Genomic DNA, 24901 nt, shown 5'->3' on the forward strand with positions numbered 1-24901 from the left:
TCAGCCGTTCAAGGGGCCGCTGCCCGACCTCTGCATCAAGAGCTTCGGTTCCCCGCGCCGCCCTCTCCATGCGGCAGGTACTGAACAAACCAGTCCACGGCGAGAATCGCCGCCGCCTCCAATGTTCCGGGTTCTTCGAACAGGTGGGAGGCCCCCGGGACAAGCTCCAGCCGGTTGGGGCAGCCCATCATGGCTTGTGCCCGGCGGTTGAGTTCGAGCACCCTGTGATCCGCGCTGCCGACAATCAAGAGTGTCGGGGCGCGGACAAAGGCAAGCCTCGCGCCAGCCAGATCCGGACGGCCTCCCCTTGAGACGACTGCGCCGATCTTCTCTCCGAGTTCGGCTGCCGCCCACAACGCGGCGCCGGCGCCTGTACTCGCGCCGAAGTATCCCACGTTGCGTGAGGCCGTATCCGGCCTTCTGCCAAGCCATCCGGTTGCCGCAATCAGCCTGCGCGCAAGCAGTTCGATGTTGAACACATTGGCACGATTGAGCTCCTCCCCTGGGCTGAGCAGGTCAAGGAGCAAGGTCCCGAAGCCCGCCCGCTGAAGCGTTTTCGCGACGAATCTATTTCTCGGGCTATGGCGGCCGCTACCGCTTCCATGAGCAAACACCACCACGCCGGCAGCCGATCCGGGCAAGTGAAGGTGTCCTTGAAGCCACAGCCCGTCAGAGGGGATCCGGACCTCCTCATCGAGGCCGCGGTCTCCTGCCGTTGAAGAGGCGTTTTGCAGGCGCTCGGCGGCAGCGGTGAGCAGCCACACCACCTCGTCGTCGCCCGTCGGTGAGAAGTCACGGTAGTGGTAACCGACGGCCGTAAGCCGCGGAGGCGTAGCAAGGCACACCACCTCGTCCGGTTCAGTCAATCCCGCGAGAACATCCGCCGAGGCGACAGGAACGGCCAGAATCACCTTGGCGGCCCCCAAGTTCCGTGCAATGCGGCATGCCACCCTGGCGGTTGAGCCCGTAGCGATCCCGTCATCGACGACGACGGCGATGCGGCCCCTCAGATCGACGCGTTCCCGGCCAGTACGGAAACGCGCAACCCGGTCCTCGAGGATAGCCCGCTCGCGTGCTTCGACAGACCGCAGTTCTTCCCGTTTGACCCTAGTGGCAGAGAGAACGCCTCGCTCGAGCGCATATGCGCCATCCTCCCCGATGGCTCCCATCGCGAGTTCGGGCTGGGACGGGACTCCCAGCTTCCGCACGACGATCACATCCAGCGGCGCGTCCAAGGCCACTGCAACCTCAAAAGCAACCGGAACGCCGCCCCGTGGCACTCCTAGGATGACTGCCTCTTGGCCACGCAGATGCGCCAGCCGCTGTCCCAACTGCCGCCCTGCGTCAGCCCTGTCGTGAAAAATTCCCATCCCTGCGACGTTCCCATCAAGCTGCCGCGCCACGCAGCAAGAAATGCACGCGGGGCGGCCTCCTGATTCAACTATTCCCCACGAATCCGGACCACGCGAGGCCTTTGCGGGAAGAACCGCTGAATCCACACCCCTTCGGGTTCGGCGGCGGATATCGCCTTTGTCGCTTGACTGGCACCGGGCGACGAACCGGCCCATCCTGATAGCAAAGACCTGCGACGTTGGAGGTGGAGAATGCGGATTGCGCTCCTCGGGGATGTCATGCTCGGTCGGCTGGTTAACGACCAGCTCAAGGTGGCGGCTCCCGAATATCCTTGGGGCGACACCCTCCCGGTCCTCCGGCAGGCCGACATCAGATTCGCAAATTTGGAATGCGTTCTGGCGGACGACGGAACGCCTGCGGCCGGCAATACGTATCACTTCCGCTCGGATGCCAAGAACGTGGAGAGCCTGCGCTCCGCGGCGATTGATGTGGTCTCGCTGGCCAACAACCATGTGCTCGACTACGGAGTCGATGCGCTATTGGAAATGCTGCCGACGCTCGATGAGCACGGGATCCTGCACGCGGGGGCAGGTATAGACCTGGAATCTGCACGTCGACCGGCGGTCCGGCGGCTCAGGTCAACTGCGGTCGGCTTTATCGCTTTCACCGATAATGAACCGGGCTGGGAGGCAACCGCCCGAGCTCCGGGAATCCACTATGTCCCTGTGGACACCGGTGACCGCCGGGTGAAGGAATTGCTGGACTTGGTCCGTTGGACGAAAGACCACAACCAGCTACTAGTCGTTTCGGCACACTGGGGCGCCAATTGGGGGTCCAAGGTCCCGCCCGCGCACCAGAGTTTGGCCCGGGCGTTGATTGACGCGGGGTCCGACGTCGTGTTCGGGCATTCGGCCCACATTTTCCGCGGCATCGAAATCTACCGGGGCCGGCCCATCGTCTACAGCGCCGGCGACTTTATGGATGATTACGCGGTTGACCCGGATGAAAGAAACGATCAGTCGTTCGTCTTCGTCGTGGAAACAGATGGAAACATACCCCGCACTTTGCGCCTGTATCCGACGAACATCACCCACCTGCAAACTCTGCTGGCGAGCGGGAGCGCGGGGAAAATCGCTGAGCGGATGCGACGGTTGAGCAGGCAGTTCGGCACCCGGAGCACGTGGATCGAGGGCGACGGAGTCTTGGAAGTACCGATCGACGTGGTCTCATAACCATGGAAGTCCCGCTGGCACGGGAATCATGCCGGGTTCCCGTCCGTTCTCTCCGTTGATGACCTGCTTTCGTTGGCGGGAACAGACACGACAGAAAGTTTGGGGACTGACCATGACGTTGAACGAAACCATTGCCCGTCTCCGGGCCGGCCACCTTATGGTCCGCGACGCCCAGGAGTGGGACAAGCTGTCCACTGACTTGGGGCGCGCTTACGACAGCAACGACGACGAACTCATTGCACAGCTGCAGCCACAGTTCCTGCAGTCATGGAGGACAGTCACAAGATACGTCCTCCGCGACACTTTCGACGCAGCGGGCATCGCCGTCGCCGAACCCAGCCATCCTTGGGGAATCGCAAGACTCACCGCAAACGGAACAAGTTGCGAACCACTCCTCTGCCAAGCCGACGAAACAGGCGCGGGAAGGGCAGGGGCCTTCACCAAGAGTGGAGTCCAACTTCTCACTTTCGCGGACACCATGACCAGCTACACGGACTGCCTGTCGCGCCTGTTCGATGAGCTGGACTGAGCAACGATTTCCAACTCGAGGGGACAAGCACCACTTAATCCATTGATTTCGTGACTTCCCTACAGGCTCTTGCCTTCCCGTTGCGCTCGCCGAAAAATGGGGCGTGTGGATGTCGATTCCGCGATATCCTGCTCGCCGTCATGAAAGGGAGCGCACCATGGGAATCATCGTGGTCGACTTGCTCAGCACCCTTGACGGTGTCTACCAGGCGCCCGGCGGACCAGACGAAGATCGCGGGGGCGGCTTCGAGTTCGGCGGCTGGCAGGCACCATACTTCGATAAGGAGTCCGGCGAGGCGATCGGCGCGGGCATCGAACGCATCGACGCGCTTCTCCTCGGCCGGAAAACGTACGACATCTTCGCCGGGTTCTGGCCAACCGCACCGGCCGATGACCCGATCGCGGCCCGCTTCAACACCGTGCCGAAATATGTCGCATCACACACACTGACCGGCACGGGCAAGCGGATCTTCCAGGAAGGTACCATTCCAAGCGCCTTCGCCGTCGCCCAGCCGCCTCGGGCCTTCCCGAAGGGTGCGGTCTGGCTTGTCTACGAGCGCGCGGGCGATCCGGTCACGGGCGTCGACATCGAGGCGGAGCGCGCACAGACATGACAACCGGTGGCGTGGGCGGAAACCCGTGGGTGCTGCACGTTGATCTCGACCAGTTCATCGCAGCGGTCGAAGTGCTCCGGCGGCCGGAGCTTGCGGGCAAACCGGTCATTGTCGGGGGCCGGGGCGACCCCACGGAACGGGCCGTGGTGTCGACCGCGTCATACGAAGCCCGGGCGTTCGGTGTGGGTTCGGGAATGCCCTTACGCATTGCCGCGCGGAAAGTGCCCGACGCCGTGATCCTGCCCGTCGATCAGGAGGCCTACCTCGCGGCGTCTGAAGCGGTGATGGCCACCCTGCGCGCGCAGCCCGGCGCCACAGTGCAGCTGCTGGGTTGGGATGAAGCCTTTGTAGGGGTTGAGACAGAGGATCCGGAAGCCTATGCCCACCAGGTGCAGGCCGCCGTCCTGGCGCGAACACAGCTGCATTGCAGCGTGGGCATTGGCGACACCCTCGTCCGGGCCAAGGTCGCCACCGGGTTCGGAAAACCGGCCGGCGTCTTCCGCCTCACCGCGGGGAATTGGCTTGATGTCATGGGCGGCCGGCCCACCAAGGAGCTGTGGGGCGTCGGCGGCAGGGTGTCGGCCCGGCTGGCCAAACTCGGCATCAACACCGTCGCCGAACTCGCCGCTTCCGACCCCCAGGATCTGGTCCCGGAGTTCGGCCCCAGGATGGGTCCGTGGTATGCACAGCTCGGACGGGGCGACGGGACCAGCGTTGTGGACGACACCCCGTGGGTTGCCCGCGGGCATAGCCGCGAGACCACCTTCCAGCAGGACCTGACCGATCCGGCCCAAGTCGAGGACGCCGTGCGGGAGCTGACAGCCCATGTCCTTGAGGATGTTGTGGCCGAAGGACGGCCCGTCATCGGGCTGACCCTGAAGGTCCGCTACGCGCCGTTCTTGACCACCACCCTGGGGAAGAAGGTTCCGGAGACCTTCGACCGGAACGAAATCCTCTCGCGGGCCTTGGACCTCGCAACCGGAATCGAGGCGGGCCGCCCGATCCGGCTCCTGGGCCTGCGTGCCGAAATGGCAATGCCCCACGATGCGCGAAAGGGGCACACGCCCACGCGCGGCGGTTGGTGACGGCGTCGTTCCCCTCCTACGCAGTCCGCGGATGCCAGCCCAGCCCGATCCACTCAAGGCAGGCGGCAGCCGTCCACGCCTGGTTCAGGCTTCCCAGCGGTTCTCCGGTGAAGGGTTCGTAGTATTCGCCGAATTGGAGGTCGGCCAACTGATCGAGAGATGCGGTCTTGAGGGTTTCGTAGATCTCCTCTTGCCCGTCGCGGTGCAATGCCCACCCAAAAAGGAGATTCAGGAAGGGCCAGACGGGGCCGCGCCAATATGTCCGGGGGCGGAAGGCTGCGCTGGACGGGGACGTCGACGGTGGGAGCGAAAACCGCAGCCCGGGATGCCCCATCCAGTCCGGCCCAAGAAGTATTTTCCTCTGTGCCGCGAGCAACTCCCCGTCGCCTCCGGACACCAGCGGGGCAAATCCGGAGACAGCGTCGGTGGAGATCCACTGCTTGGCCAGGATGTCGTAGTCACGGGCAAGACCGCTGACCGGATCAATCGTTGATGCCACACCATCGCGGAAGCGCCGGGCTAGCCCCCGCAGCTCCTCGGCGTCGGAACTGCGCCCGATTTCTTCACCAAGATCGGCCAGGACATCGCTGGAGGCGGCCATGATCGCGGAAAAGAATGCGTCGCGCACCCGGAAGCCGACGACGTTCCGTACCGCAGCGTCGTCGTAATCCACGGAGCCCATCTGTTGGACGAGCCACAGATACTTTGTGTATTCGCTGTCGTCGGGCCGCTCGCTGGAGTCTGCAACGTGCAGCGTGTCACGCCGGGTGAAGGCCGGGACGGTGCCGGGTTGGACACGCGCGTAGGGCCCGTCCCACCGCGGAGAATTATCGAATCCGGACTCCCAACCGTGGTGGATTTCAATCAGCCCTATTGCGTCCGGGTCACGCACGGTGGCAAGCCACCGATGCCACGCCAGCCAGCCGTCGAAGGATTCGGCGAGGAAAGACTCTGCAGCTTCCTTGTCAGCGCCGCCGTTCTCCCTGCCCCGGTCGAGGATGTGCCGCAAGGCGATCGCGTGGACGGGAGGCTGGCAAATGCCGCTGCTCTTGACGACGGACGGTCGGGCTTGTGCGGACCCGGTGCCCCAACGGTCAAAACCGGGAAAGTAGTCGGTACTGTTCTCGCTGAAGACAATGTGCGGGATCATTCCCGTCGACCACTGGGCAGCCAGCAAGGTCCGGAGTTCCGTAATGGCGCGCGGAACATTGGCCCGCGCCAGCCCCATAGCCACGAAGGCTGCGTCCCAGCTCCACATATGGGGATACAGGTTGGGCGCCGCGGTGGTCATGGTGCCCAGATCGTTGAGCCGGAGGACCTCGGCCGCCGCCCTGTGAAGGTCCTGCATGCTGACGCGTGGAGCGGTGTTCATTTGGCCTCCTATGCCAACGACTTCGCGCGAGTCAGCGCCGGCGCGAGCGAGCACGACACCTACCAAGCTACTGCAGCGAGCGTGACCCGGTCAGGCTTTGCTTAGTGTCTAGACCCCGCCCGGCCGTTGCCCTATCGTGGGGGAACCGGGCACAGCCGGCTTGAGTCTCCGCATCGGAGGTACACGGTGGGCATCATCTCTTCTGGATTTCATGGAAGACGGCAGAGCGGCAATCCGGCGTTGCCACCGGGCCAATACGAGACCGGCAGCTTCCCGGTCCTTACCGCCGGCCCCGCTCCACGGATCCCCACTGACGACTGGGAATTCTTCATCACTACTGAGGCAGGGCAGCGCCACGCCTGGTCCTGGGCCGCCTTCATGGCGTTGCCCCAAACAGAAATCCATACGGACATCCACTGCGTGACCAGCTGGTCCAAGCTGGGCCGCTCGTGGCGCGGAGTCTCCCTGGATACTCTGTTTGAGAACGTGGAAACAAGCTTCAGTTTCACGACTGCCCACTCTTACGGCGGATACACGACCAACGTGCCGCTCGAGGACCTCCTTGGCGGCCGGGCGTGGGTGGCTTGGGAGTTCGACGGAGAGCCCCTTGAACGCGCCCACGGCGGACCTGCCCGTCTCCTTGTGCCGCATTTGTACTTCTGGAAGAGCGCAAAGTGGATCAACGGCATCGAGCTGACGCAGGATGACGTTCCTGGCTTCTGGGAGTCCAACGGCTACCACCTCCACGGCGACCCGTGGCGGGAGGAGCGCTACTCATGAGGTACGCCCGATGAGCACACTATGGCGCGTGGCCGACGTCGTCAGCAGCATGCCCGAGACGGAAACCGCCAGAACCATAGGGCTGCGGGTGAACGGCCTGAACGGCAACCTCGCCGGACAGCACATCGACATCCGCCTCACAGCCCACGACGGGTACTCGGCCGTGCGCTCGTACTCCGTGGCGAGGGCAGGCATGGACGAAACCTTGGAGATCACCGTTGACGAATTGGCCAACGGAGAAGTCTCCCCCTATCTGGTCCGGGACCTGGCTGTCGGGGACCAGTTGGAAATCCGGGGACCAGTCGGCGGCTGGTTCGTCTGGAAGCCGACCGACAAGAACCCCGTTCAGCTGATTGCCGGAGGATCCGGCATTGTGCCGCTCATGTCCATGATCCGCGCACACCATGCATCGGAAAATCCTGCGCAGTTCCGGTTGCTCTATTCGCTCAAGTCGCCCGAATCGGGGTTCTATCGGGAAGAACTCCAAAGCTTGGGCCAGGAATCCCGCAAGCTCGTCATCGACTACGTCTACACACGCAAGGCGCCGAAGGATTGGCCGACTGCTCCGCAAAGGCTCACGGCGGAAACCCTGCTTGCCAACATCTTGCCGAACGACCCCGCCCCAGATGTCTTCATCTGTGGCCAGACCGTCTTCGTGGAAACAGTCGCGGAATGGCTCGTGCGAGCGGATTACCCCGCCGCCGCGATCAAGACCGAGCGCTTCGGCGGAACAGGAGGAACCCGGTGAGTGGCAGCAACGGCTCCGATTCTCCCGGTGCCAACGATCAGGGCCTCGAGGATCAGGACATCGCCGGACTCGCAGGCAACGCGATACCCCACCTGGACGGAAACGCGGTGGCAGGACCGCTCTGGGAACTGTTCCGCTTCGATATCGTCGCAGCGATCGGACGGTGCAAGCACTGCGGCGCGGTCCGCGTCTTCGGGGAGACGATGGTGTACGTTGACGCGCCTGGGATCGTCGTGCGCTGCGCTTCATGCGAGGGCGTGCTGCTGCGCCTCGTGGAGACGCCCACACGGTACTGGCTCGATGTGAGCGGACTCAGTTATCTGCAAATCCAGCGAGACGGTTAGGGTTGCGGTCCCCGTGTCCCAGCGTCCGCGTTCGGGATCCGTAAGGATTCGCCGGCGACGGCGAGGGCCGGCGTTGGGATGATGGGGTCATGTCACTGCTCCCCGAGAACCACGCAGCACCCCGTGCACGGATTGCAATAATAGGCGGCACCGGCCTGTACAAGCTGCCCGGGGCCGTCGTGCTCGACACACTGGACGTACCGACGCCGTTCGGGCCACCCTCGAGCGCCGTCACAGTCGCCCGGCTGCCCGCACCGGACGTCCCCGACGCCGAGGGACCCGGCGGCGACGGCGGCCCGGTGGTCGCATTCCTGAGCCGGCACGGCCGCGGGCATAGTGTTGCCCCGCAGCAGATCAATTACCGCGCCAACCTCTGGGCCCTCAAGAGCCTAGGCGTAGAGGCCGTTATCTCCTCCGCGGCGGTGGGCGGGCTGGTTTCCAGCCACGGAACCGGCACTTTCGCGGTACCGGATCAGGTCCTGGACAATACCTGGGGCCGCCCGGACACCTTCTACGACGGCTCGCTGCCCACCGGGGTCCAGCACTTGCCCGCCGCCGAGCCCTACAGCGCCCCCTTGCGGGCGGCACTCATCGCCGCCCTCGAGCGCCGGAGCGAAGACTTCGCCGGGGCGGGAACCGTGGCGGTCATCAATGGTCCGCGTTTCTCCACCAAGGCCGAGTCCGCGGCCCTGGTTCAGTCCGGCGCGCAGCTGATCAGCATGACCCAGTACCCGGAGCCGATGCTCGCGGCGGAGTTGAACATGCACTTCGCCGCACTGGCATTCATTACTGATGCCGACACGGGGCACGACGGTTCCGAACCCGTGACGGCGGAACTGGTTCTGGGCCGGCTGGCGGCCGCGCAGCCGCGGATCCTCTCGGTGTTGTCCGACGCAGTGCGGACAGTGTCCGCGGGGTTGGCCGGCGCTGAGCCAGCGAACGACGGCGGAATGTGGCGGATGGCGCTCATGCCGCCCGCCGCGGTGGCCACCGTGATGGGAGCCGCCGGCCCGGCCAGCCATGGTACGAAACGAACAGGGCCATGAGGATTCTAGTCACCGGCGGAGCCGGTTTCATCGGCAGCCATATCGTCGACGCCGCCGTGGCGCGCGGCTGGGAGGTCCGGATCCTGGACTCCTTGGATCCGGGTGTGCACCCGGATCCACCGCCGGGAATTCGCGGCGTGCCCTTGCAGATAGGCGACGTCGGAGACCCTTCCGCCGTGGCAGAAGCGCTCGCGGGAGTCGACGTCGTGGTGCACCAGAGCGCCAAAGTGGGCCTCGGTGTGGACTTCTCCGATGCTCCGGACTACATCCGCAACAATGACCTGGCCACGGCCGTCCTTCTGGCAGGCATGGCAGCCTCAGGCATCGGCAAACTTGTCATGGCTTCCTCCATGGTGGTCTACGGCGAGGGCGCTTATACCGACTCGGCCGGCAGGCCGGTCCGCCCGGGCCCTCGCCGCGTGGAGGATCTTGAGCACGGAATCTTCGACCCCCGCGACCCTGCCACCGGCGAGCTGTTGCTCCCGGCACTGGTCAGCGAAGACGCGGTCATGGATCCACGGAACGTCTATGCTGCCTCCAAATTGGCCCAGGAGAACCTGGCTTCCGCGTGGGCGCGCTCAACCGGAGGCACCGCCGTCGCACTCCGTTACCACAATGTGTACGGCCCTCGGATGCCCAAAAACACCCCCTACGCGGGCGTGGCCAGCCTGTTCCGCTCTGCACTTGCACGTGGAGAGGCCGTGCGGGTGTTCGAGGATGGCGGGCAGCGGCGCAGTTTCGTCCATGTCCGGGACGTTGCCGAGGCGAATCTGTTGTCCATTGACGCGTTGGCGGGAGGCCGGATTGCTCCTGGCAGCCTGAGGGCGTACAACATCGGCGCCTCGGAGGTCCACACCGTAGGGCAGATGGCCGCAGTATTGAGTTCTATTGCCGGCGGGCCTGATCCGGTGGTCACAGGTGACTTCCGGCTGGGCGACGTCCGGCACATCACCGCCAGCTCGGCACGGGCCCGGGCCGAGCTGGGTTGGATCCCCAAGCAGGGTTTCGAGGACGGAATGCGCGAGTTCGCCACGGCACCGCTGCGCGGCGATCAAAGCTAGGCGTCCGGAGGGCAAACGTCCCCGTTCCGTAAGGATTTCCGCCTGTCGCGCCGGGCTTGGGGATTCTACGGTCAAAGGGTGGAGAAAGAGCAAAGCGGTTCACGCGGTCCGCACGATGGAATCGGCATGGCCGGTATCCCCAACGGACCGGGTGACGACGACGGCGGTCAACCCACAACGCTCGTGGACGTGGTGCTGCCGTGCCTCAACGAGCGTTCGGCCCTTCCCAAGGTGCTCGGGGCTTTGCCGCCCGGATACCGCGCGATCGTCGTGGACAACGGATCAACCGACGGTTCCGGTGCCCTGGCCGCCAGCCTGGGGGCCACCGTCGTCGACGAACCGAGGCGCGGCTTTGGCGCAGCAGCACATGCCGGACTGCTCGCCGCCACGGCGGAGTTCGTCGCTTTCTGCGATTGCGATGGTTCACTGGACCCCGCCCAACTGGCCCCGATGCTGGACCTTGTCCGCACTGGTCGTGCCGACCTGGTGTTGGGTGCGCGGCGACCTGCCCGCGGTGCCTGGCCGATCCACGCCCGCTTGGCCAACATGGCCCTGAGCCGGCAATTGCGTCGGCTAACCGGCATCCCTGTCACGGATCTTGGCCCCCTCCGCCTTGCCCGCCGCAGCGCTCTCCTGGGACTGGACCTCGAGGACCGACGCAGCGGCTACCCGCTGGAGATGTTCCTCAAGGCCCACCGCGACGGATGGCGTGTGGCCGAGATCCCGGTCAACTATGCGCCCCGCTTGGGGAAGTCCAAGGTCACGGGGACACTCCGCGGAACTGTCACGGCCCTCAAAGACATGGCGACCCAATTGGCCGCCGCTTCGAGGCGGACACCCGAGACGAAGGACGGCAGACCGGCGGATCGGCCACCGGCCGATGCCCAAGGAGCGACGCCGTGAACTTCACCATCGCCGTCATTGCCAAAGAATGCGTCCCCGGCAGGGTAAAGACCCGGCTCACTCCCCCGCTCACCCCGGAGCAGGCCGCAGCCCTGGCCCAGACCAGCCTGAGCCAGACGCTGGAAACAGTGCGGTCCCTTCCCGCAGCCAGGCGATTGCTGGTGTTCGCCGGCACTCCGCAGCATGCGGACGCTGCGGGTTTTGAAGTAATCGCCCAAGGCGCCGGAGGCTTGGACGAACGGCTGGCGGCGATCTGCGGCCTCACGGACGGACCGTTGCTGATCCTGGGCATGGACACGCCCCAGCTATGCCGGGACCAGTTGGCCCCAGTGCTGGCCGACTGGGCAACCTCCGCTCCGGCACCGCATCGCGGCGCGTGGTTCGGCCCGGCGTCGGACGGCGGCTTCTGGGCGTTGGGCCTGTGTAGGCCCGACGGCGGCCTGCTCCGCGGAGTGGAAATGTCCACACCGCAGACCGGGGCGCAGCAATTGGACCGGCTGGCCGCCGCTGGCGTGGACGTGGGGCTGTTGCCCGTCTTGACGGATGTGGACTACTTCGCCGACGCCCTGGCTGCCGCGCAACAATGCATCGGGACTCCCTTTGCCCGCGCTGTCGAGCGCCTGGGCATGGGACTGCCGACGGCGGCCATGCCGCTTGTGGTGCCGTCCGGCGTCGTGCCCACGTGGGGTGCCCTGCGATGAGCATCCAGGCAGTCCCCAAGGGATCCGGCACCCGGGCTGACTCTTTTGCTGCGGGCACCGGCCCGCTTGCCCTCTCTGGACAGGCCCTGTTTGGCCAAGCTCTATTTGGACAGGCTCTATTTGGACAGGGAGGACACGAACCGTACGCCCGTAGCCTGCCCCACGGCCTGGGCTGCCTGACGCTGCGTCCGGAACCTGCCTGGAGCGAAACCATCGGGCCGGTCCACTTCAACATGCTCGGTTGGTCTGGCCCGGCCACGGCGGGCGAGCGCGAGCTGCTTCGCACCCTCCGCGGGCCCGTTCTCGATGTGGGCTGCGGCCCTGGCCGGATGCTGGAGGCCGCCCGGGAACTGGGGCTAGCGTCCATGGGCGTCGATTCGAGCCCCGCCGCCGTGCGGCTGGCAACCGACCGTGGGGGCGCGGCCATCCTTGGCTCCATCTTTGACCCCGTCCCGCACGAAGGAAGTTGGGGTTCGGCCCTGTTGCTGGACGGGAACATCGGCATCGGCGGGAACATCCGGTTGCTTCTGGAGCGTGTTGCCTCACTGCTGGCGCCGGGCGGGCAAGTGCTGGCAGAGGCCGAAGCCTCGGATTTTCTCGATGTGGCCTATCCGGCGGTGCTGGAAGATTCAGATGGACGCGCCAGCGCGGCCTTTCCCTGGGCCCGCGCCGGGTCGAAAGCGCTGGCTTCCCATGCGGCCCGGGCGGGGCTGGATGCCGTGGCAACCCGGACGGTTCAGGACCGGTTCTTTCTGACCTTGGAACGGCGGCCGTAGAGCCCGACGGCGGCCACAACCGCAGCCGCGGCCACCACCAGGACCACCCAGAAAACGCCCAAGGCCAGCCCATAGTCCCCCTGCAGGACGGTGCCGTTGGCGCCGCTGCCCGGACCGCTTGGCTGGAGCACCTGCTGGGCGCGGATCACCGGGCCTCCCACCAAGGTCACGAGCGCCCCCACCAGCAGTGCGCCGCGCACTATCCCTTGTTGAACGGTGCCTAGCCCATACGTCAGCCGCGACAATCCGCCGCCAGCCAACGTTGTCAGCGGGACCAGCACGCCGTCGTGCACCAACAACGCCACGGCAAGCCAGGCCGCCACGCCGATCAGCTGGACGAGTGGCACATTGGCCAGGAATCCGAAGAGCGCATAACCGAGGGCCGCAAGGCCCAGGGCGCCCAATGCCGCCCTCACCCACCAGACGGTCCTGCGACCCGCCGGCGCCGGCGGACGCACCAACGGTAGCCGCATCAGATCACCTCCACTTTATGCACCCATTTGGTCTGCAGGACCCCCGGGCGTCCAGGTGCGATGATCCGCGCCGGATAGCCATGGTCGAGGTCCAGGGGTTCGCCGTTCAGCTCTAGTGCCAGCAGTGTCTGCTCGTCCTGGCTGTATGCGGCAGGCATGAAGGAGCGCCCATAGACGCCGCCCTTCTCCATGCTGGAAATCTGCAATTCGGCATCAGGCGGTGCGCCCACCGTTGCCATGAGGTCACGGATCCGGACACCGCGCCATTGTGCCCCTTGGCTCCAGCCCTCCACGCAGGCGATGGGCAATCCGTAACTGTACTGCGGCATGGCTGCCAGCTGTGCCAGCGTGAATTTCTTCTGCACCAATCCCGAAGACACGGTCAGCACCCAGTCAGGGGCCAGCGCAGCATCCGCCACACCGGCCTGGGCCGCGGTCCTGTTGATGGGTACTCCCTGCGGTCCGGTATCCATTCGGCGCGGCGCGAAGAGGTTCAGGCCCGACAGCCAGGCGAAGGACTGGCCCGCCGTCGTCAAGACGACGACGCCGGTCCCGGCGGTCAGCGCCGCCAGGAAACCCCTGCGGCTCCAGCCGTGCCCGGTTCCCGGCCTTACGGCCGGAACCGTTTTACTGTCCGGCACTCCGCCCTCAGTGGTGGCGGCGATGGCGGACGCGTCCGATCGACGGCTCCAATGGGCCAGGATGAGGGGCATCTTCACAGCGATGTGGAGCGCCAAAGATCCGATGATGACCCAGGCCAGCCAATAGTGGACATCCCTGAAGGAAAACGGCCAGGGGTACCACTGGAAAGTGTTGAGCAAGCCGATGGTGACTTCCACCAGTGAAGCGGCCACGAAGAGCGCAATCGATGCCCGTTCGAGTGCATGGAGCAAGGATTTCAGCGGAGGCCAGCGCAAGAGTTCGGGATACACGGACCATAGCTTGGCCGCCAGGAGCGGGATGGACGCTATCCCGGTTGTGACGTGGATGCCCTGCGTAGCCACGTACAGCCACGCGGGACGGGTGAGGAAAAGCATCCAAGGCGGCGGATCCTGCAGAAGGTGGCTGAACAGCCCGGTCAAGAAACACACAGTGAAGGCAAGGCCGAGCCAACGGCCCAGCACCACCGTCAGCCGCCTGCTGCGCAAGGGCGACGAGAACCGTCCGTTCACCGCTTCCATCCGCTGTTGGAGGAAAGTGGTCAATCTGTCCATACCTTGATCACACCACCACGACCCTTCCGTCGTCCCGGTCCAGACCTTACGAAACGCAAACGGTCCCTTGGGTTCATGGCCTACCGGCCCGCGAGTGATGCAGGATCAAAGGGTGAGCGAATCAACACCCCGGCGGGCGTCTGGGACTTCGGCTGCGGTGGCGGCGCTCGCCCTGGTGGCTTTGCTAGCCGTCGTCGTCTGGTGGACCGTCACCACCGATCCGTCAGCGGAATGGGTGTCGCCCCTTGGCACGCTGGCGGCGTGGACCGTCTTCGTCCCGGCGGCACTGGTGGCACGCCGGATCCCGGCGCGCCACGCGGCCGCCGTCGTACTCCTGGGCTCCCTGCTGGTGGGAGCCGCGGCCATCACCGCACCGCCGGCCACCAGCAACGATTCCGCACGCTATGCGTGGGACGGCATCGTCCAGAAAGCCGGAATCTCTCCATATGCCCACGTTCCGGCGGACGAGGCGCTGCGGCCGCTGCGGCCGGCCTGGCTGTTCCAGGACGCCGGACCGGACGGAACATGCCATAGCAATCCCTTCCCCACGGGTACCGAGACCACCACCAACATTCCCGGCGGCAGCACCCTGTGCACGGCCATCAACAGGCCTGCCGTGCCCACCGTCTATCCCGCGGTCGCAGAGTTGTATTTTCTGGCAGTGCGGCTCAGTACTGGTTCCGAGGTGGGGTTCATCGCCTTCCAGCTGGCCGGGCTCCTGCTCAGCCTCGCCATCACGGCGGCGTTGCTGGCGTTCCTCCGCCGCACCGGACGGCCCGCGCATCAAGCCGTGTGGTGGGCTTGGTCTCCGCTGGTCGCCTTTGAAGCCATCAACGGTGCACACGTGGACGCGTTGGGCACCGCGCTGGCCTTGGCGGCGGCGCTGCTTCTGGTGGGCGGGCGCACCCTGGGTTCCGGGGTGGCCTTCGGTGCGGCGGTGGCCACCAAACTCATCCCGGCCATCAGCGCCCCCGCCCTGTTGTACCGGCGGCCAGTGCGTTTCGTCGCCGTGGCCGTGGCCACGTTTGCCGTGGCGTACGTGCCGTATGTCCTCGCCAGCGGCTGGGCAGTACTGGGCTATCTGCCCGAATACCTTCGCTCGGAGGGGTACGACGGGCAGGACAGCCCGCGCTTCACCTTGTTGAAGCTGGTGCTCCCTGCCAGTTGGGCGGGGCCGGCCGCACTCGTGTTGCTGCTTGCTCTCGCCATTTACGTGTGGCGGACCACCGACGTCTCCCGGCCGTGGGACGGGCAGGTCTTGATGGTCGGAGGGATGCTGCTGATCGTTTCGCCCAGCTACCCCTGGTACGCGCTGTTGCTTCTGCCGTTCGTCGTGCTGAGCCGTCGCTACGAGTTCACCGCCATCGCTCCCGTGCTGGCCCTGATGTATTTCAGCGGCGCCGAACCCTACGGCCCGTTGGCGGCGCGACTCGGGCTAGGGGCCGTCGTCGTGCTCGTGGTGTTTGCCACGGTGGTGAGGCGACGGCAGCAGCATGCAATCGCGTAGCCGGGCCCCTCGCCATCCGCTTTGAGTGCAGATCGGCAAGGGGCCCTTTCGAAGCTTAGGTGAGCGTCGGGACGCGGGTCAGACCATGGCCTGGTTGATCTGCAGCGTTCCGCCGCGAGTGACGAACGGGTGGGAAGCGAGCAGTTCGCTCACGGCCTCGGCCGAGTCGGCTTCCAGGATGGAATAGCCGAGGATGTCGGCAACCGCCTCCGGTTCCCCGGTAGATACCTGACCCGCGAAGCCCACCGGCGCACCGGGATCTGCGACCGCCGGACCGGCATTGCCAAGCCACGCCATGAAGTCCTTCCGGGCAGCTTCCATTTCGGCCGGATCCGGATGTCCGGCGCCGTGATAGGTGATCAGAAATTTAGCCAAGATGACTCCTAAAAGAGGGATCTTCCGCTGCAGGGTTTCCCGCAGCACCGCCAGTGTACCGGGCCTCCCTGACCGCAGAACCCCAGGCTGGTCCGCTATCCCTGCTCCGACTGCTTTTTGTTTGTTGGCGTCGACGCGGCCTCCGGCACCTCTTCGCCCCAGCGGGCAGACCCGAGCCGGCGGATAACGGCCACCAGCTTTTCGCGCAGGTCCTCCACGCCCATTTCGACGCCGGGAGCCAGATTCCAGGCAAGCGTCCGAGCCTGGGCAAGGGCCGTTTTGCCCAACTCGGAAACAGCCACCCTTTGCGAGCGCCCGTCCACGCGACTTCGTTCCCGGGTAATGTGCCCGTGCGCCTCGAGCCTCGAAAGTGTCTGTCCCATGGTTTGCGCCTGCACCCGGACTTTGGCTGAAAGCCGGGCCTGCACCATGGACCCTTCCGCATCGAGAACTTCCAGCGCTATGACCCCCGCATGGGTCAGGCCCAGGACGGCAAGCTCCTCATTCCAGGCATGCTCGACCAATCGCGCTGCAGTTGAGAGCAACCGTGGAGTCGTCCAGTCGTTTAAGTCCGGCATACTCCCACCATAGTAAGCCTACTTCCTAATCGCGCGATGCCTCTGTGCAATGGGTGGACCCATGACCATGTGCGGCTCGCACACTATGCTCGGGATATGTCGGCGGATCGCTACCTTACCGAGCTGGCCAGCAGCCTGGACCACCTACGTGTCCTGGCACGCCAGCCCGAGGACATTCTGACTCGTCCTGTGCCGGCCTGTCCGGGCTGGACGCTCGAGGATCTCTTCGGGCATCTTGGGTCAATCGAACGCTGGGCAGCCGAAGTAGTCGTTTCGGGCAAGTTCGTCGAGGAACCCGCACCGCCGGCCACCGGAGCCGCAACATGGTTCCTCGAAGGCTCGGACGCCTTTCTCGGGACAATGTCGGCTCTCGATCCCGAAGAGCCGTGCTGGAACTTTGGCCCACCGCCGCGCAAAGCCGGGTTCTGGCGCCGGCGCCAGGCACATGAACACGCCGTCCACCTCATCGACGCGTGCCAAGCTTCAGGGTTGGCGGTCCCCTCATTCGCAGCAGATTTCACGCTCGACGGAATCGACGAAATCCTGACAATGTTCACCCCGCGCCAACTTCGGCTGGGACGGATGCCGGAGCCGGAAGGGGCAGTGACCTTCCGCGTACCCGGGGCCGGCACCTGGAAACTCGGCCTGGGGGTAGCCGAGGCCTCCATTTCCGCCCCGCTGCACGCGATGTACGTGGGTCTCTGGGGCCGCTCCGATCTCGCAGAAACAGCATTCATCGAAGGCGAGAAAGCCCTTGCGGTCCGCGTTCTGCAAGGCCCGCTCACTCCCTGAACTGTCCCGCCTGCTGCCTCTATGGATTCCGACGCCGGAACGGGCACATCCCATCCGGCACCTCTGTGGCTACGAACCAGTCTCAGAGAGTAGGAGCAAAGGTGACCATGAGTGTTCAGCAGGACAGCGCCGCCGCGCTGCAGCGGCATGTCGTTCCCACGGAGTTGGGTCCCTGCATGGTCCGTGTCCAGCAGGGTACCCGGGGACGGCGTGCCGCTTCCGGCACGCCGGAGGTCTACCTCCACGGCGCCGCGGGATCCTGGACGACCTTCCAGGTACTGCTTTCCGGGATGCCGCTTTCGGGGGCACCGGCCAACGACCGTGTCCTGATTGATCTGCCGGGCTGGGGCGAATCCACAAGAGGTGCCCGGCTGGAACGGTTCAGCATCGAAGCGATGGCACACGCCGTCAACGGGGTACTAAGTGCTCTCGGTTACCGGCGGTGGAACCTGGTGGGCCATTCCATGGGAGGTTTCCTGGCCTTGCACATGGCAGCGGCATGGCCGGAACAGACCGCGAGCGTGGCCGCCATTTCGGCCACCACCTTCAGTGTGTCCGACGCATGCCGCGCCCCACTCCAAGGCCTTTACAGATTCCCGTCATTCGCGGGCATGCTACTGGCTATGCGCTCCATGGCGGCGCTCGGTCCGGCAGGGACGGCACTGGTCCGCACCATCGCCAGCACACGCCTGATGCGACCGTTGATGTCCCCGTTCTTCGAAGACCCCGCAGCCATTCCACCGGCGGTGTTCCGCGGCCTCGGCGAGGATGCCCGGCCGGCCAGTTTCTCCGCTGCAGCCAGGGCCGCGGCGGACTACGATTTCAGCCGGTGGCGCAGCATCCCCTGCCCGGTGCTGGCGATCCGCGGCGGCAGCGATGTGTTCACGCCTCAGTCTGATCTGGACCGGTTGGCAGTTATGGTCCCCCACACCCGGCTGGCGATAATCCCGCACTGCGGCCACTTTGCCCACATCGAGCAGCCCGATCAAGTGCACGAGCTGCTCGACGAACTGTGGTCGCGGTGAAGCGTTGCCCTACTTCAGCAGGTGCACGATCGTCGTTTCGGTGTCGGCTGGATCGGGTGTCGGATCTCCATAGATCTCCCAGGAGTGACCGGCAGACTCCCGATGATTCGCCGCCATCCACTCCTCAATCGCCTTGTATGCCGCGTCCATGCGGTGGTAAGGCCCACGATGGACGGCTATGGCAGCCTGGCCCGCGGGGGTTTCGGTTGCGTAGACCTCGCCCGCCGTTTGAAAGGTGCGCGTGACTTCGACGCCGAAGTCGCACAAAAGGGGCGCGTCGGGCGTGTTCGGGTGGTGGTACACGAAGATGTTGTGGCCGTGCGTCCACAGGCCCGGCTGACTCCGAATGAAGTCCCAGACCTTGCCCACCGCAGGCCCCCATGCCGAGCCGACTTCGTCCGGCGCGACCTCGCGCCGGACGGCGGCCAGCATGCGCGGGCGAACAATCTGTACGTTGACGGGGACCGACATGCCGGGAAGGGCCCTGATCTTGAGCTAGTACTTGTCCGCGGAGTCGACGGATTCCCCGACCGTGACTTCGGGGGCCACGTTCGGGTCGCCGCCGACCGAGCCGATGAACGCCTGGATCTCGGGGTCACCGAAGAATTTCTGGAATGCTTCTGTCGATTCCCATTCATCGACCACGAGGACAAACCCGTCGCCGACCGCGAACTGATGGTGGATCGCGCCCGCCGCCCGGCCGCGCTCGCCCCACTGGCGGTACTCGTCCGCCCGCTCCTCGAGGGACTTGGCGAAAACGCTCGTGTCACCGGAAACCTTGGTGGCAATGATGACTGACATGATTTGACCTCCTATGGCCTGGACTCAGCTCGTGGCAGCCGGCCACACAACCCTGCGCATGAACGGTCCGACACGTGAAAGACCATACTCACTCCGCCCGGCAACCGCCCGAGTGGCCACTACTTGTCATTCGCCGCGATCTGTCCAAGGTTCTCTAGTTACTGAACCCGGGTAGGATCTCCGGGTACCGAGCTTCCGAACGATCCCGAAAGAACCGCACCGCATGCCGCACCTTGACGCCGCCCTCCCGCTCCACACCTTGCCGCAGATGCTCCTCGACGTTGCCGCCGTGGAGCGCAATATCGGCATCAAAGAGGCCTGGACACGGGAGCGCGGCATGGTGCTGGCCCCGCACATCAAGACCACCATGACGGGTGAAATTGTCCGCCGGCAGTTGCCCGGTTCCTGGGGCGTGACCGTGGCGACCACGGCGCAGGCCGCCCAAGCCATCGAGTGGGGCGCCATCCGGATCCTCATCGCGAACGAGGTGCTGTTCCGCGGCCACCTCGAGCAGTTGCGTGCCTGGCTGGCGGCCTCGCCTGAGCTGGAGATCTATTGCCTGGCCGATTCGGCGGCGGGTGTCCGGGCCTTGGCCGAGGTGTTCGAAGACTCGCCCCGCCCGCTGAATGTTCTGCTCGACGTCGGGACCCCCGGCGGCCGCACCGGAATCCGCAGCGAGTCCGAGGCCGGGCCGTTGGCAGCTGAGATTCGTGCCGCCAGCGGCCTGCTCCTGGCCGGCGTCAGCGCCTACGAGGGCGTGGCACCGAACGCCCGGACGGAGGAAAACCTGGCCGGGATCGATTCGCACTGCCGCTTGGCCCGCGATATTTTCGATGAACTGCACCCCGATTTCGAGGTGGAGCTTCCGGTCTTCAGCAACGGCGGCTCGGCGTTCCAGGACCGTGCGGCCGCGTTCCTGCCGCGCAGCTCCTCCGTCAACGTGCTCCGTTCAGGCTGCTACGTGGTGCACGATCACGGCACCTACCAGGGCGTCTCGCCAGTCCCCGGCCTCACCGCGGCCGTCGTGGTTCGGGCGCTGGTCATTTCTGCCCCGGAAGCCGGGCGTGTGGTCCTGAACGCGGGCAAGCGCGAGTTGGCATACGACGCCGGTATGCCCGTGATCGTTTCCCGGTACCGTAATGGAGCCCCCCTGTCTGCCGGCGCCGGTGCCACGCTGACCCGCCTCTTCGACCACCATGCCATTGTGGACTACGCCGAAGGCCTGCAGGTCGGCGACGTCGTGGACCTTGGCATCTCCCACCCCTGCTCGGTGTTCGACCGCTGGCGCGAGGTTGTCGCAGTCAGTGACGACGCCGTCGAGACATGGCGTCCCGTGTTCTAACCGTTTGAACGGCAGAAACCGTTTCGGCCTGCAAACGTCGATTACAACGGGTGTCTGCGCTGTGCACGAAGGAGCAGGAGCCGGGACTGCAGTGTCGCAACTTAGCGTTCATCATCCCGCCAGCGGGCGTTAATTACCGCCAAGTAACTTTGAGAGCTCTTGTAAGGCCCCAACCCTTTGAGAGGCTCCACCATGAGTAAGAACCGCACCCGAAGCATCCTCACGGCCACCGCTGCCGTCATCTTGGCAGCGTCCGCGATCGGCGGCACGGCGGCCGCCCAGGCCGCCGGCAACAATGACCAGCAACAGGGCAACAACGCCGACTCCGGCAGCCACAATGAAGCGAACACGGCCCTGGCCGACGACTTCAACGGTGTTGACCGCAGCACCAACTGGCAGCAGACCTCGAAGCTGAAGCTGAACTTCCCGACCTTCCATACCGAGGGAATCGCCTACAGCCAGGACCACATCTTTCTCTCAGCCGTCCAGATCATCGAGCCGACCAAGAAATTCCCGACTCCGCAGAACGGGTTCGACCGTACCCCTGGAAAGGGCATTGGCCACCTTTTCGTCATGGACAAGGCCGGCAACCTGCAAAAGGACATAGTGCTGGGCGAGGGCGACATGTACCACCCGGGCGGCATCGACTTCGACGGCACCAACGTCTGGGTCCCTGTGGCCCAGTACCGGCCCAGCAGCAGCGCCATCGTCTACCGAGTCGATGCGAACACCCTCGACGTCCACAAGCAGTTCGAGGTCAAAGACCATTTCGGTGGCATCGTGATGGACAAGCAGACGGGCCACTTGGTAGGCAATACATGGGGGTCGCGCCGTTTCGCCGAATGGGATCTCCAAGGCAAGCAGCTCTCGACGTGGCAGAACCCGAACTACTTCATCGACTATCAGGACTGCCAGTACGTGCCCAGCTCCAAGATGCTGTGCGCAGGGATCACCAATCTCCCGCAGACTCCGGGGGCCGGGGGCACCGGAGCCACCTATGAACTTGGCGGCATGGCGATGATTGACCTCAAATCCCGCAGCGTGATCCGCGATGTTCCGTTCCAGCAGTGGTCCACGGCCGGGCACGTGGCCACCCGCAACCCGTTCAAGTTGACCGCCGACGGGAACCACCTCACCATGAAGGTCGCACCCGACAACGGCGACGAAGGCAACGGCACCGAAATCCTCACCTACGAAGCCACCGTCACGCCCGCTAAGTAGCGCAACCAGGCGATAGCCGGACAATGCCGGGGTCTCAGCCGGGCGCCGGCATTGTTCCCTCACCGATCGGCCACCGCCCAGTGCCACGCTCCCTGGTCTCCCAGGGAAAGCCTTCAACACGCTTCGGCGCCTTCTGAATATCCTCTGCATGCGATTCAAGCCTGAGATCCGCAACCATTTCATCGCCTCCCAGGAAGCACCCGTAACGGGGACCCGCAGGCCGGCAATCAAAGGGGGACTGCGAAATGTCAGTGGAGACTTTTCAAACGAGCGTACCTATTCCGTGGACACAAACGATTAAAAGAGTGAGGACAATACCGAGCTAACCCTCGCGAAGGCTGCATGACAACGGTGCGCCGTACAACCCGGGAAAGAACACATCGATGACACTCACTGCCGAGGCCATTCACACGCTGGAAGAGATCGCCGTCCGCTTCAGCCCCGACGGGGCCCCGTTGGCGGTCCGATATGACGGCAGCATCTGGGCCGTGGATCCCGACGCCGGCGCCGCGCACTGGTTCGGGCGCAGAAGCGGGCGGGATGGCAGCGACTCGGCCGCCACCGACAGCGAACACCTCGCATCCGTTGAAAACTGGCGGATACAGGTCCGCCTCAACTCCGACTCCGCATTGCGTACTTTCCATGTACAGCGGAATCTACGCTCGCCGGACTGGTTTCTGGCCGGCATCACCGACGCATCCTAGAAGCCGACGGCTGAACGTCAGCGTCCGCGTCCGCGGCGACCTTGCGCGCCTGTCAGTGCAGTCGCTGCTGCCAGTCAGCCGGGACACGTGAGGCTGGGCCCGGAACAGTTTGGTCGAGCGGGTGGTGCGCCGGGGGCTCAAGTTCCGGACCGGCGAAAAATGCGGAGTCGGGATAGTTGAAGAACCAATCCTCGCCGGGTTCGAAGCTGCGGATGACCGGGTGGCCGCTGTAGTGCGCGTGGGCTGTGGCGTGTTGCCCCGGCGAGTTGTCGCAACAGCCGATGTGGCCGCACTCGGCGCACCGCCGCAGATGCAGCCACCAGCCCCCGTTGGCCTCGCATTCAACGCAACCCGGTCCGCTGGGTGGAATCGAAACGTCGATTCCTTGATTTGCATTCATCGTGGCTTTCCCTCGTATTCGAGTGCCTTTAGACCACCCACTACTTTACGCCCCGGCTTTTTCACGCCGGAGGAATGGTGACCTCATCCTCCGCGCCGCCAACGCGCCGGATCCGCCTCCAGCGCTGCGCGGTCCCACTGTCCCGTCTCCGCGGCCGCCTCATAGGTGGATTGCAGAAACCGAAGGAGCATCTTGTCAGGGTCCGACGCCGTGCGGACGTTTTCATACGGGAGGACGTAGAGCCTGCCGTCTTTGTTGTAGGCGGCCCCGTCTACGTCGTTCACATATTCGGCGTAGCCGGCGGGCCCGGGATAGGAGTAGGCATAGAAGGCCCCTTCGTCCCCTCCCCCGGCCCAAAACCCACAGCTGCTCAGCTCGTGAGAGTAACCCTCCACCATCACCCAGTCGGCGCAGTTCGGGACTCCTCCGGGGTGGGTAGGCGCGTCCCGTCCGGAGAAACGGGAGTACGCCAGGTCCATGCCTCCCCAGAAGAAGTGCACGGGACTCGTCTTCCCCCTGAAACGGGACCTGAATTCGTTCAGGACGCGGTCCGCCTGGACCAATTGCCTCCAGAAAAACTGGATAGCCTCCGGGTCGTAGGAGGCGTGCTGATGGTCCTCGGCGAAGGGTATGGCCGGTTCCACCTCATTCGGAATGCCGCGGATTGACGCCTCGATACCGAGCCGGCCCAAGGCTTCGAATACCTCGGAGTGGAATTCGGCCACCGACTTGGCTCCGAGAACGACGAATGCTGAAGTTCCGTTGCTGGAGCGTATGTGCAGCCGGTGTTCAAGGAAATCGAATTCGATGTCGTAGGCACCGCGGGCATACGGGATCATTGATGTCGTCAGCCCGCGCGGCGTGACGTATAGCGTCACCTGCCACCAGTGATTAAGCATCGGGGCGTGCGCCATGCGGACTTTTCCGATGATCTGGGTCCACATGTGCACGGTCTCCCGCGTCGGGGTCCAATCATCGACGCGAAGCCGGGGCCACTCAAGGTGAGTCATCTGGCCTCCAAAATGGACCATCGCGGGTCGTTCCGTCTCCGTGGCGACAATTCTGCCATCATTGCCGCCGGAACCGGCCTGGTGTCTTCGACCAGTTCGCTCTCACCGCTATCCCCCAGCCGCAGGATCCGAACGCGCCCCTCGTGCGGGTCCGGTCGAAGCTGGCGACCGCTAAGTCCTGAGGTCGACGGCTGGTGGGAAATAGCTAAGGCGTGCCCGGATGGGCTTTGGGTGGAGTTTCCGAAGTCGTGCGATGGAGCAGGGTCCACGCCCGCGCGAGCGATATGTCCACGCGGGCGACGAGGAGCGCTGTCAGCAACGCTGCGGCAACGTGGGTGTCCAGCATCAAATCCGGCGAGTGTCCGGCAAGGGACGGCGTCGCGATCAGCTGCCCAGGCTGCAATCCCCTCGCTCCATGCTGATGTTGAGCGGGCGCGCCAACCGAGAAGGTCCCGGAGAGCCGGTCGAAGGCCAGATGCAGGACCTGTTGGGCGACACCGCAGAGAACAAGCAATAACCAACTCGGTAGGTTTATCCGGGCGAGCAGCGAAGCGCACATACTCAGCAGAGCCGTCAGCGCGATCAGCACCGGTACCCCGGGGGGCACGCCACCCGAGACCAGGTGGGCGACCAGGCCCAGTCCGACCGCCGCCGGTCCGACTTCCCAGCCCGGAAACCTCGGACGTCGACGGGATCTTCGCTCATCCACGCTGCTCTCTCTTCCATCGGTGGACGGGTTCTGCTCTCCTTCATGGTGCCGCCGTTTCGCACCTGAAGGAAGACTTTCGGGCCGTTCCACGCGTGGGCAAGGGGTCAAGAACCCCTACCTGTGGCGCTAGGAGATCAGGAATCCGGGCTTCTTCTGACGAGACGGCGTACGGTTGCCACAAGCGAGCGGCTCAACCAGCGCTCACCG

29 protein-coding genes are annotated in these 24901 nt (G+C 65.0%); 18 read left to right on the forward strand and 11 right to left on the reverse strand.

Annotation, left to right across the window (positions count from 1 at the left end; all coding sequences use genetic code 11):
- Positions 1 to 35: 35 nt before the first annotated feature.
- Positions 36 to 1370 carry a phosphoribosyltransferase family protein gene (locus ACSVHC_RS22325; RefSeq protein WP_437773890.1) on the reverse strand — a complete coding sequence of 445 codons (1335 nt, stop codon included), beginning with the start codon at positions 1368 to 1370 and terminating at the stop codon, positions 36 to 38.
- Positions 1371 to 1604: 234 nt separating this feature from the next.
- Here ACSVHC_RS22325 and ACSVHC_RS22330 point away from each other — a divergent pair, with 234 nt between their 5' ends.
- From ACSVHC_RS22330 to ACSVHC_RS22345, 4 genes are all read left to right on the forward strand, one after another.
- Positions 1605 to 2585, forward strand: coding sequence for a CapA family protein (locus ACSVHC_RS22330; RefSeq protein WP_437773889.1), 981 nt, complete (start codon positions 1605 to 1607; stop codon positions 2583 to 2585).
- 112 nt (positions 2586 to 2697) lie between these two features.
- Positions 2698 to 3114, forward strand: a complete 417-nt coding sequence (locus ACSVHC_RS22335; protein ID WP_439181319.1) for a hypothetical protein — start codon at positions 2698 to 2700, stop codon at positions 3112 to 3114.
- Between the two features lie 157 nt (positions 3115 to 3271).
- Positions 3272 to 3727: a dihydrofolate reductase family protein gene (locus ACSVHC_RS22340; RefSeq protein WP_437773887.1), complete on the forward strand. Its 456-nt coding sequence runs from the start codon at positions 3272 to 3274 to the stop codon at positions 3725 to 3727.
- Positions 3724 to 4812, forward strand: a complete 1089-nt coding sequence (locus ACSVHC_RS22345) for a DNA polymerase IV (RefSeq protein ID WP_437773886.1) — start codon at positions 3724 to 3726, stop codon at positions 4810 to 4812. The genes ACSVHC_RS22340 and ACSVHC_RS22345 overlap by 4 nt, the downstream gene beginning before the upstream one ends.
- 16 nt (positions 4813 to 4828) lie before the next feature.
- On the opposite strand, the gene ggh is transcribed toward ACSVHC_RS22345, so the two are convergent.
- Positions 4829 to 6184, reverse strand: coding sequence for a glucosylglycerate hydrolase (ggh, locus tag ACSVHC_RS22350; RefSeq protein WP_437773885.1), 1356 nt, complete (start codon positions 6182 to 6184; stop codon positions 4829 to 4831).
- A gap of 186 nt (positions 6185 to 6370) precedes the next feature.
- On the opposite strand from ggh, the gene ACSVHC_RS22355 reads away from it, so the two are divergent.
- The 8 genes from ACSVHC_RS22355 (at position 6371) to ACSVHC_RS22390 (ending at position 12543) form a co-directional block, all read left to right on the forward strand.
- Positions 6371 to 6964 carry a sulfite oxidase-like oxidoreductase gene (locus ACSVHC_RS22355; protein ID WP_439181320.1) on the forward strand — a complete coding sequence of 198 codons (594 nt, stop codon included), beginning with the start codon at positions 6371 to 6373 and terminating at the stop codon, positions 6962 to 6964.
- 10 nt (positions 6965 to 6974) lie between these two features.
- Positions 6975 to 7712 carry an FAD-binding oxidoreductase gene (locus ACSVHC_RS22360; RefSeq protein WP_437773883.1) on the forward strand — a complete coding sequence of 246 codons (738 nt, stop codon included), beginning with the start codon at positions 6975 to 6977 and terminating at the stop codon, positions 7710 to 7712.
- Positions 7709 to 8056 carry a DUF6510 family protein gene (locus tag ACSVHC_RS22365; RefSeq protein WP_437773882.1) on the forward strand — a complete coding sequence of 116 codons (348 nt, stop codon included), beginning with the start codon at positions 7709 to 7711 and terminating at the stop codon, positions 8054 to 8056. The genes ACSVHC_RS22360 and ACSVHC_RS22365 overlap by 4 nt, the downstream gene beginning before the upstream one ends.
- Positions 8057 to 8145: 89 nt before the next feature.
- A complete protein-coding gene (locus ACSVHC_RS22370) occupies positions 8146 to 9102 on the forward strand; it encodes an MTAP family purine nucleoside phosphorylase (protein WP_437773881.1) in 957 nt (318 codons plus the stop codon).
- The gene (locus ACSVHC_RS22375) at positions 9099 to 10163 is read left to right on the forward strand and encodes an NAD-dependent epimerase/dehydratase family protein (RefSeq protein ID WP_437773880.1); all 1065 of its coding nucleotides are present in this window, start codon (positions 9099 to 9101) and stop codon (positions 10161 to 10163) included. The genes ACSVHC_RS22370 and ACSVHC_RS22375 overlap by 4 nt, the downstream gene beginning before the upstream one ends.
- A gap of 78 nt (positions 10164 to 10241) precedes the next feature.
- A complete protein-coding gene (locus tag ACSVHC_RS22380) occupies positions 10242 to 11066 on the forward strand; it encodes a glycosyltransferase family 2 protein (RefSeq protein ID WP_437773879.1) in 825 nt (274 codons plus the stop codon).
- Complete coding sequence (locus ACSVHC_RS22385; RefSeq protein WP_437773878.1) at positions 11063 to 11767, forward strand: TIGR04282 family arsenosugar biosynthesis glycosyltransferase; 705 nt, start codon at positions 11063 to 11065, stop codon at positions 11765 to 11767. The genes ACSVHC_RS22380 and ACSVHC_RS22385 overlap by 4 nt, the downstream gene beginning before the upstream one ends.
- A complete protein-coding gene (locus tag ACSVHC_RS22390) occupies positions 11764 to 12543 on the forward strand; it encodes a methyltransferase domain-containing protein (protein ID WP_437773877.1) in 780 nt (259 codons plus the stop codon). Before ACSVHC_RS22385 ends, ACSVHC_RS22390 begins: the two co-directional genes overlap by 4 nt.
- On the opposite strand, the gene ACSVHC_RS22395 is transcribed toward ACSVHC_RS22390, so the two are convergent.
- Both ACSVHC_RS22395 and ACSVHC_RS22400 read right to left on the reverse strand, forming a co-directional pair.
- Positions 12504 to 13016: a hypothetical protein gene (locus ACSVHC_RS22395; RefSeq protein WP_437773876.1), complete on the reverse strand. Its 513-nt coding sequence runs from the start codon at positions 13014 to 13016 to the stop codon at positions 12504 to 12506. The two genes, ACSVHC_RS22390 and ACSVHC_RS22395, sit on opposite strands and share 40 nt — an antisense overlap.
- Positions 13016 to 14221, reverse strand: a complete 1206-nt coding sequence (locus tag ACSVHC_RS22400) for a molybdopterin-dependent oxidoreductase (protein ID WP_437773875.1) — start codon at positions 14219 to 14221, stop codon at positions 13016 to 13018. The genes ACSVHC_RS22395 and ACSVHC_RS22400 overlap by 1 nt, the downstream gene beginning before the upstream one ends.
- 121 nt (positions 14222 to 14342) lie before the next feature.
- Here ACSVHC_RS22400 and ACSVHC_RS22405 point away from each other — a divergent pair, with 121 nt between their 5' ends.
- Positions 14343 to 15737 (forward strand): glycosyltransferase 87 family protein, encoded by a 1395-nt coding sequence (locus ACSVHC_RS22405; protein ID WP_437773874.1) that lies wholly within the window; start codon positions 14343 to 14345, stop codon positions 15735 to 15737.
- Between the two features lie 78 nt (positions 15738 to 15815).
- Here the strand turns inward: ACSVHC_RS22405 and ACSVHC_RS22410 are convergent, their stop codons facing one another.
- Positions 15816 to 16112: a hypothetical protein gene (locus ACSVHC_RS22410; protein ID WP_437773873.1), complete on the reverse strand. Its 297-nt coding sequence runs from the start codon at positions 16110 to 16112 to the stop codon at positions 15816 to 15818.
- 95 nt (positions 16113 to 16207) lie between these two features.
- Positions 16208 to 16690: a MarR family winged helix-turn-helix transcriptional regulator gene (locus tag ACSVHC_RS22415; RefSeq protein ID WP_437773872.1), complete on the reverse strand. Its 483-nt coding sequence runs from the start codon at positions 16688 to 16690 to the stop codon at positions 16208 to 16210.
- A 96-nt stretch (positions 16691 to 16786) separates the two neighbouring features.
- Here ACSVHC_RS22415 and ACSVHC_RS22420 point away from each other — a divergent pair, with 96 nt between their 5' ends.
- Entirely contained in the window at positions 16787 to 17482 is a 696-nt protein-coding gene (locus tag ACSVHC_RS22420; RefSeq protein ID WP_439181321.1) for a maleylpyruvate isomerase family mycothiol-dependent enzyme, read from the forward strand.
- A 107-nt stretch (positions 17483 to 17589) separates the two neighbouring features.
- Positions 17590 to 18507, forward strand: coding sequence for an alpha/beta fold hydrolase (locus tag ACSVHC_RS22425; protein WP_437773870.1), 918 nt, complete (start codon positions 17590 to 17592; stop codon positions 18505 to 18507).
- Between the two features lie 9 nt (positions 18508 to 18516).
- On the opposite strand, the gene ACSVHC_RS22430 is transcribed toward ACSVHC_RS22425, so the two are convergent.
- Positions 18517 to 18978 (reverse strand): GyrI-like domain-containing protein, encoded by a 462-nt coding sequence (locus tag ACSVHC_RS22430; protein WP_437773869.1) that lies wholly within the window; start codon positions 18976 to 18978, stop codon positions 18517 to 18519.
- A gap of 24 nt (positions 18979 to 19002) precedes the next feature.
- The gene (locus ACSVHC_RS22435; protein ID WP_059388952.1) at positions 19003 to 19308 is read right to left on the reverse strand and encodes a hypothetical protein; all 306 of its coding nucleotides are present in this window, start codon (positions 19306 to 19308) and stop codon (positions 19003 to 19005) included.
- 223 nt (positions 19309 to 19531) lie between these two features.
- On the opposite strand from ACSVHC_RS22435, the gene ACSVHC_RS22440 reads away from it, so the two are divergent.
- The 3 genes from ACSVHC_RS22440 to ACSVHC_RS22450 all read left to right on the forward strand — a co-directional run bounded on the left by ACSVHC_RS22440 (position 19532) and on the right by ACSVHC_RS22450 (position 22575).
- Entirely contained in the window at positions 19532 to 20650 is a 1119-nt protein-coding gene (locus tag ACSVHC_RS22440; RefSeq protein WP_437773868.1) for an alanine racemase, read from the forward strand.
- Between the two features lie 192 nt (positions 20651 to 20842).
- On the forward strand, positions 20843 to 21871 hold the full coding sequence (locus ACSVHC_RS22445) for a DUF6454 family protein (protein ID WP_437773867.1): 1029 nt from the start codon (positions 20843 to 20845) through the stop codon (positions 21869 to 21871).
- A 383-nt stretch (positions 21872 to 22254) separates the two neighbouring features.
- Positions 22255 to 22575, forward strand: coding sequence for a hypothetical protein (locus ACSVHC_RS22450; RefSeq protein ID WP_437773866.1), 321 nt, complete (start codon positions 22255 to 22257; stop codon positions 22573 to 22575).
- 52 nt (positions 22576 to 22627) lie between these two features.
- Here ACSVHC_RS22450 and ACSVHC_RS22455 read toward each other — a convergent pair whose 3' ends face one another.
- The 3 genes from ACSVHC_RS22455 to ACSVHC_RS22465 form a co-directional block, all read right to left on the reverse strand.
- Complete coding sequence (locus ACSVHC_RS22455) at positions 22628 to 22975, reverse strand: UBP-type zinc finger domain-containing protein (protein WP_437773865.1); 348 nt, start codon at positions 22973 to 22975, stop codon at positions 22628 to 22630.
- Positions 22976 to 23058: 83 nt separating this feature from the next.
- A complete protein-coding gene (locus ACSVHC_RS22460; protein WP_437773864.1) occupies positions 23059 to 23985 on the reverse strand; it encodes a DUF5996 family protein in 927 nt (308 codons plus the stop codon).
- 205 nt (positions 23986 to 24190) lie between these two features.
- Positions 24191 to 24694 (reverse strand): hypothetical protein, encoded by a 504-nt coding sequence (locus ACSVHC_RS22465; RefSeq protein WP_437773863.1) that lies wholly within the window; start codon positions 24692 to 24694, stop codon positions 24191 to 24193.
- Positions 24695 to 24901: the final 207 nt, after the last annotated feature.

It is taken from the genome of Arthrobacter sp. KNU-44 (genome assembly GCF_051843155.1).
In the GTDB taxonomy this organism is placed as follows: Bacteria; Actinomycetota; Actinomycetes; order Actinomycetales; family Micrococcaceae; genus Arthrobacter.

What these genes read in the sequence shown, in the direction of transcription:
- ACSVHC_RS22325 (WP_437773890.1), bottom strand. Translation starts at nt 1,370, where the DNA reads ATGGGAATTTTTCACGACAGGGCTGACGCAGGGCGGCAGTTGGGACAG.
- ACSVHC_RS22330 (WP_437773889.1), top strand. Translation starts at nt 1,605, where the DNA reads ATGCGGATTGCGCTCCTCGGGGATGTCATGCTCGGTCGGCTGGTTAAC.
- ACSVHC_RS22335 (WP_439181319.1), top strand. Translation starts at nt 2,698, where the DNA reads ATGACGTTGAACGAAACCATTGCCCGTCTCCGGGCCGGCCACCTTATG.
- ACSVHC_RS22340 (WP_437773887.1), top strand. Translation starts at nt 3,272, where the DNA reads ATGGGAATCATCGTGGTCGACTTGCTCAGCACCCTTGACGGTGTCTAC.
- ACSVHC_RS22345 (WP_437773886.1), top strand. Translation starts at nt 3,724, where the DNA reads ATGACAACCGGTGGCGTGGGCGGAAACCCGTGGGTGCTGCACGTTGAT.
- ggh (WP_437773885.1), bottom strand. Translation starts at nt 6,184, where the DNA reads ATGAACACCGCTCCACGCGTCAGCATGCAGGACCTTCACAGGGCGGCG.
- ACSVHC_RS22360 (WP_437773883.1), top strand. Translation starts at nt 6,975, where the DNA reads ATGAGCACACTATGGCGCGTGGCCGACGTCGTCAGCAGCATGCCCGAG.
- ACSVHC_RS22370 (WP_437773881.1), top strand. Translation starts at nt 8,146, where the DNA reads ATGTCACTGCTCCCCGAGAACCACGCAGCACCCCGTGCACGGATTGCA.
- ACSVHC_RS22375 (WP_437773880.1), top strand. Translation starts at nt 9,099, where the DNA reads ATGAGGATTCTAGTCACCGGCGGAGCCGGTTTCATCGGCAGCCATATC.
- ACSVHC_RS22390 (WP_437773877.1), top strand. Translation starts at nt 11,764, where the DNA reads ATGAGCATCCAGGCAGTCCCCAAGGGATCCGGCACCCGGGCTGACTCT.
- ACSVHC_RS22395 (WP_437773876.1), bottom strand. Translation starts at nt 13,016, where the DNA reads ATGCGGCTACCGTTGGTGCGTCCGCCGGCGCCGGCGGGTCGCAGGACC.
- ACSVHC_RS22415 (WP_437773872.1), bottom strand. Translation starts at nt 16,690, where the DNA reads ATGCCGGACTTAAACGACTGGACGACTCCACGGTTGCTCTCAACTGCA.
- ACSVHC_RS22420 (WP_439181321.1), top strand. Translation starts at nt 16,787, where the DNA reads ATGTCGGCGGATCGCTACCTTACCGAGCTGGCCAGCAGCCTGGACCAC.
- ACSVHC_RS22425 (WP_437773870.1), top strand. Translation starts at nt 17,590, where the DNA reads ATGAGTGTTCAGCAGGACAGCGCCGCCGCGCTGCAGCGGCATGTCGTT.
- ACSVHC_RS22430 (WP_437773869.1), bottom strand. Translation starts at nt 18,978, where the DNA reads ATGTCGGTCCCCGTCAACGTACAGATTGTTCGCCCGCGCATGCTGGCC.
- ACSVHC_RS22435 (WP_059388952.1), bottom strand. Translation starts at nt 19,308, where the DNA reads ATGTCAGTCATCATTGCCACCAAGGTTTCCGGTGACACGAGCGTTTTC.
- ACSVHC_RS22440 (WP_437773868.1), top strand. Translation starts at nt 19,532, where the DNA reads ATGCCGCACCTTGACGCCGCCCTCCCGCTCCACACCTTGCCGCAGATG.
- ACSVHC_RS22445 (WP_437773867.1), top strand. Translation starts at nt 20,843, where the DNA reads ATGAGTAAGAACCGCACCCGAAGCATCCTCACGGCCACCGCTGCCGTC.
- ACSVHC_RS22450 (WP_437773866.1), top strand. Translation starts at nt 22,255, where the DNA reads ATGACACTCACTGCCGAGGCCATTCACACGCTGGAAGAGATCGCCGTC.
- ACSVHC_RS22455 (WP_437773865.1), bottom strand. Translation starts at nt 22,975, where the DNA reads ATGAATGCAAATCAAGGAATCGACGTTTCGATTCCACCCAGCGGACCG.
- ACSVHC_RS22460 (WP_437773864.1), bottom strand. Translation starts at nt 23,985, where the DNA reads ATGACTCACCTTGAGTGGCCCCGGCTTCGCGTCGATGATTGGACCCCG.